The sequence below is a fragment of the Streptomyces sp. CRN 30 genome, assembly GCF_034105845.1.
On the sequence record NZ_JAVRHI010000026.1, the window covers coordinates 1 to 5,093 of the forward strand.

Annotated in this window: 4 protein-coding genes; 1 reads left to right on the plus strand and 3 read right to left on the minus strand. The window is 72.7% G+C overall.

Features of this window, described 5'->3' with window-relative positions; translation table 11 throughout:
• Nucleotides 1–1,080 (plus strand): hypothetical protein (locus UW392_RS03030; protein WP_320773263.1); only part of this gene is annotated, 1,080 nt, incomplete at its 5' end.
• A gap of 101 nt (nucleotides 1,081–1,181) precedes the next feature.
• Here the strand turns inward: UW392_RS03030 and hflX are convergent.
• The 3 genes from hflX to UW392_RS03045 form a co-directional block, all read right to left on the minus strand.
• Complete coding sequence (hflX, locus tag UW392_RS03035; RefSeq protein ID WP_320773264.1) at nucleotides 1,182–2,678, minus strand: GTPase HflX; 1,497 nt, start codon at nucleotides 2,676–2,678, stop codon at nucleotides 1,182–1,184.
• A 165-nt stretch (nucleotides 2,679–2,843) separates the two neighbouring features.
• On the minus strand, nucleotides 2,844–4,427 hold the full coding sequence (locus tag UW392_RS03040) for a M1 family metallopeptidase (protein WP_320773265.1): 1,584 nt from the start codon (nucleotides 4,425–4,427) through the stop codon (nucleotides 2,844–2,846).
• A 168-nt stretch (nucleotides 4,428–4,595) separates the two neighbouring features.
• A partial coding sequence (locus tag UW392_RS03045) for an ACT domain-containing protein (RefSeq protein WP_320773266.1) occupies nucleotides 4,596–5,093 on the minus strand: 498 nt, incomplete at its 5' end.

Sequence of the window (5,093 nt, forward strand, 5' to 3'; positions counted from 1 at the left end):
GCCACCGCGTCCGCCGCCCAGGAAGCCTCCGGGAGCGACGGCAAGATCAGCATCCCGGACGGCATCAAGGACAAGCTCAAAGAGCACGGTATCGACGTCGACAAGTGGCGCGACGGCGCCTGGAAGAACTGGGACAGGGACGACTGGCTGCGCGAGGCCGAGGATTTCGTCAACCCGATCATCCAGGACCTGTGGGACCCCGACCGGATGCGTGAGGCGGAGGAGCCGGCGAAGGAGGTCGACGAGAGCGACCTCACGGGTGACCAGGGGGTGACCGATCCGACGCCGGCCCCCGTACAGGCCCGGGCCGTGCCGACGGGGTACCACGACAGCGTGCCCGAGGCGGGCAAGGTCTTCTTCGACACTCCCCAGGGCACGAGCGTCTGCTCGGCGACGGTGGTCCAGGACCCGGCCAATCCCGGCAGGTCGAACATGGTGTGGACCGCCGGCCACTGCGTGCACGCGGGCAAGTCGGGTGGCTGGTACCGCAACATCGCGTTCGTGCCCTCGTACAACGACGGCGGGATGACCGCCGCGGAGCTGGAGGGCGCCACGAAGGGGGAGGTCGCTCCCTACGGCGTCTGGTGGGCCGACTGGGCGCAGTCCTCGGACCAGTGGATCGAGCAGGGCGGCCAGACCGGCGGTGACGGCGCGTCGTACGACTTCGCGGTCATCCACGTGACGCCGGAGGAGGGCGACGGCAAGTCGCTGCAGGAGACGGTCGGTGCGGCGCTCCCCGTCGACTTCGCCGCGCCCGCCGTGCCGGAGGTGGAGAGCATCACCGCGACCGGGTACCCGGCGGCGGCGCCGTTCGACGGCCAGACGATGTACCAGTGCACGGACGCACCCGGCCGGCTGTCGCTCGCCGTGTCGGACCCGACCATGTACCGCATCGGCTGCACCATGACCGGCGGCTCGTCCGGCGGCGGCTGGGTGGCGACCGGCTCGGACGGCGAGCCCGCGCTGGTGTCCAACACCTCGATCGGCCCCGTGAGCGCGGGCTGGCTGGCGGGCCCGCGGCTGGGCGCGGAGGCCAAGGGCGTGTACGAGACGGTGAGCGAGAAGTTCGCCGGCCGGTGACGGGCGCGGGCGGCCGTACGCGCCCGCCCGTCCGTCCACCGCGGAAGGCCCGCCCCCCGAGCTGAGTGGGGGCGGGCCTTCCGCGTGCTGCGTTCGACGGATCAGACCGCCGGCGCGGGTACGTACGGCGCCAGGTCCGCGGCCAGCTCCTCGTGGACGCGCACCTTGAGCAGGGTGCCCTCCGCGGTGTGCTCCTCGGAGATCACCTCACCCTCCTCGTGGGCGCGGGCTACCAGCTTGCCCAGCGTGTACGGCACGAGCGCCTCGAGCTCGACCGAGGGCCGGGGCAGCTCGTTGTCGATCAGTGCGAGCAGCTCGTCGATGCCCTGGCCGGTACGGGCCGAGACCGCGAGGGCGCGCTTCTCGATCCGCAGCAGCCGCTGGAGCGTCAGCGGGTCGGCCGCGTCGGCCTTGTTGATCACCACGATCTCGGGTACGCCGGTGGCGCCGACGTCCCGGATCACCTCGCGCACGGCGGCCAGCTGCTCCTCCGGGTCCGGGTGCGAGCCGTCCACCACGTGCAGGATCAGGTCGGAGTCGCCGACCTCCTCCATCGTGGAGCGGAACGCCTCGACCAGGTGGTGCGGCAGGTGCCGGACGAAGCCGACGGTGTCCGCCAGCGTGTACAGCCGCCCGCTCGGGGTCTCGGCCCGTCGGACGGTCGGGTCGAGGGTCGCGAACAGCGCGTTCTCGACCAGCACGCCCGCGCCCGTGAGGCGGTTGAGCAGCGAGGACTTGCCGGCGTTGGTGTAGCCCGCGATGGCGACCGAGGGCACCTTGTTGCGCCGGCGCTCCTGGCGCTTGATCTCGCGGCCGGTCTTCATCTCCGCGATCTCCCGGCGCATCTTCGCCATCTTCTCGCGGATCCGCCGCCGGTCCGTCTCGATCTTGGTCTCACCGGGACCACGGGTGGCGAGGCCGCCGCCCTTGCCGCCGCCCATCTGCCGGGACAGCGACTGGCCCCAGCCGCGCAGCCTCGGCAGCATGTACTGCATCTGGGCGAGCGCCACCTGTGCCTTGCCCTCCCGGGACTTGGCGTGCTGGGCGAAAATGTCCAGGATCAGGGCCGTACGGTCGATGACCTTGACCTTGACGACGTCCTCGAGGTGGATCAGCTGGCCGGGGCTGAGCTCACCGTCGCAGATCACGGTGTCCGCGCCGGACTCCAGGACGATGTCCCGCAGTTCGTCGGCCTTGCCGGAGCCGATGTAGGTCGCCGCGTCGGGCTTGTCGCGGCGCTGGATGACGCCGTCGAGCACGAGCGCGCCCGCGGTCTCCGCGAGGGCGGCCAGTTCGGCCAGCGAGTTCTCCGCGTCCCGCGCGGTTCCCGAGGTCCAGACGCCCACGAGGACGACGCGCTCCAGCCGGAGCTGCCGGTACTCGACCTCGGTGACGTCCTCGAGTTCGGTGGAGAGGCCGGCGACGCGGCGCAGGGCCGCGCGCTCGGAGCGGTCGAACTGGTCGCCGTCCCGCGTTCCGTCGATGTCGTGGCTCCAGGCGACGTCCTCTTCCATCAGGGCATCGGCTCGAAGACCGTCGGGGTAGCTCTGCGCGATGACACTCTGTGCGGCCTGGGAAGGGGAAGAAGAGGAGGTCATTGGTTCCTTAACGTCGGTGGGAAGCGAATGCGGCGACGGATGTGTGGACCGTCACCGGTGACAACGTCCTGGTACCCCGGGAGATTCCCGGAATCGCCCCGCGAGGGCCGGGCCGGGTCGCCGACCTGACGATGGTCGCACGGCACGGCCCGTCCCGGCACCGTGTTATTCCCGTCCGCGCCGGTCCGTCACCTCGGTCCCGCGCGGAGCCGCCCGGCCGCCGGCCTTCCCCGCCGCCCCCGCATCCTCCACCGGCGCGGTCTTCCAGTCAGGGTGCCCCGGCATCGCCGGCGTCCGCTCCTCGAACAGCCAGGCACGGAAGAAGGCGTCCAGGTCGCGGCCGGCCATGACGGAGGCCAGTTCCACGAAGTCGCGCGTGCCGGCCGTCCCGTCGCGGTGGAGCGACACCCACGCGCGTTGCAGGCGCTCGAACGCGGAGCCGCCGATCTCCTGGCGGAGGGCGTACAGGACCAGCGCGGCACCGTCGTAGACGTTGGGCCGGAAGATGGCGCCCTTCTTGCCGATCTCCGGTGCCTTGATGGCCGCCGGCGGTCCTCCGGCGGCGCGCCAGCGGTCGGAGGCGCCGTAGGCCAGCTTCATGCGCTCCTCGAGGGTCCTGCCGCCCTTCTCCTCGGTGTACAGGGCCTCGTACCAGGTGGCGTGGCCCTCGCTGATCCACAAGTCGGACCAGGTGCGCGGGCTGACGCTGTTCCCGAACCACTGGTGCGCCAGCTCGTGCACCATGACCGACTCGACGTACCACCTGGGGAACTCGGGCCGGGTGAAGAGTTCGCGCTCGAAGAGGGAGAGCGTCTGGGTCTCCAGTTCGAAGCCCGTCCGCGCGTCGGCGACCAGCAGGCCGTACGTCTCGAAGGGGTACTGGCCGACCTTGTCCTCCATCCAGGCGATCTGGCCGGGGGTTTCGCCGAGCCACCGTTCCAGTGTGCCGCGGTGCTCCGTGGGGACCACGTCACGAACGGGCAGCCCGTGCGGTCCGGAGCGGTGCAGCACCGTGGAGCGGCCGATCGCGATCTGGGCGAGCTCGGTGGCCATGGGGTGCTCGCTGCGGTAGGTCCACGTCGTCGACTTGGTGGCGTGGCCCTCGCCGGCGGGCAGACCGTTGGCCACGGCGAGGTGGCCCTCGGGCGCGGTCACCCGGATGGTGAACATCGCCTTGTCGGAGGGGTGGTCGTTGCAGGGGAACACCGTGTGGGCGGCGTCGGCCTGGCCCGCCACGACCAGTCCGTCCCGGGTACGGATCCAGCCGCTGTCCCGGCCCCCGGCGGGGGCGGGGTGGCTGGTGTGCCGCACGGTGACGCGTACCGTGCCGCCCTTGGTGAGCGGCTGCCCCGGGGTGACGACCAGGTCCTCCCCCGCGGTGGTGAACGTGGCGGGGGCGCCGTCGACCTCGACGGAGCCGACCTCGCCGTGGGCGAAGTCGAGGTTGAGGTGCTCCAGCTCGGCCGTCGTCCGCGCCACGATGGTGGTGACGGCGGTGAGCGGCTCGCTGTTGGTGCCGGAGTAGGCGAAGGCGAGGTCGTACGACGTGACGTCGTACCCCGGGTTCCCGAGGTGGGGGAAGAGCCGGTCGCCCACGCCGAGGGGCACGGCCGGCGGGGGCGCGCTCGCGGCGATCAGACAGACGGAGACGGCGGAGGCGACGAGGGCCGCCTTGCCGCGGCGGCGGATGCGGGGGGCCGTCGGAACCGCCTGGGCGCCACGGGTCCTGGGTCGGGGTGTGAGCAGCATGGACCACGGCTATCAGCGCGCCCGCGCGCCGCGGTGCCGACGCGCGACGAGCCCACCCGAACGGACGTCGGCGACGGCCGCCGTCGCGGCGGACGCCCGTGCCCCACGCGCGCGCGTGCCGTACGCCCGGCGGCTTCCCCGAGGATCCCGGCGACCGTCCGCCGGCGGCTACTTCGCGGCCGCGGCGTGGTGCTGGGCGCGGCCCACGTCGTAGACGCCCGCGACGTCGCGCATCGCGCGCATCAGGGCCGGGAGGTGGGCGGCGTCCGGGAGCTGCAGGGTGTAGGTGTGGCGGACGCGCTGCTGGGTGGGGGGTTCGACGGTGGCGGAGACGATCTCCACGCCTTCCAGGGCGATGGCCTCGGTCAGGTCGGCGAGGAGGTGGGGCCGCTGGAAGGATTCGGCGACCAGCGTGACGCGGCACTCCGCGGTGTCGCCCCAGGCCACTCCGACCTCCGCACGCTCCGCGGTCCGCATGCGCGCCACCGAGGCGCATTCCGCGCGGTGGACGGTGACCACTCCCCCGCGTACCAGGAAGCCGGTGATCTCGTCGGGCGGGACGGGCGTGCAGCACCGCGCGAGCCGGACACCGGCGCCCGGCCGGTCGACGACGACGCTCTCGGACGCCGGACGCCGGGCGGGCGCGTCCGGCGCGCGCCGCGCGGT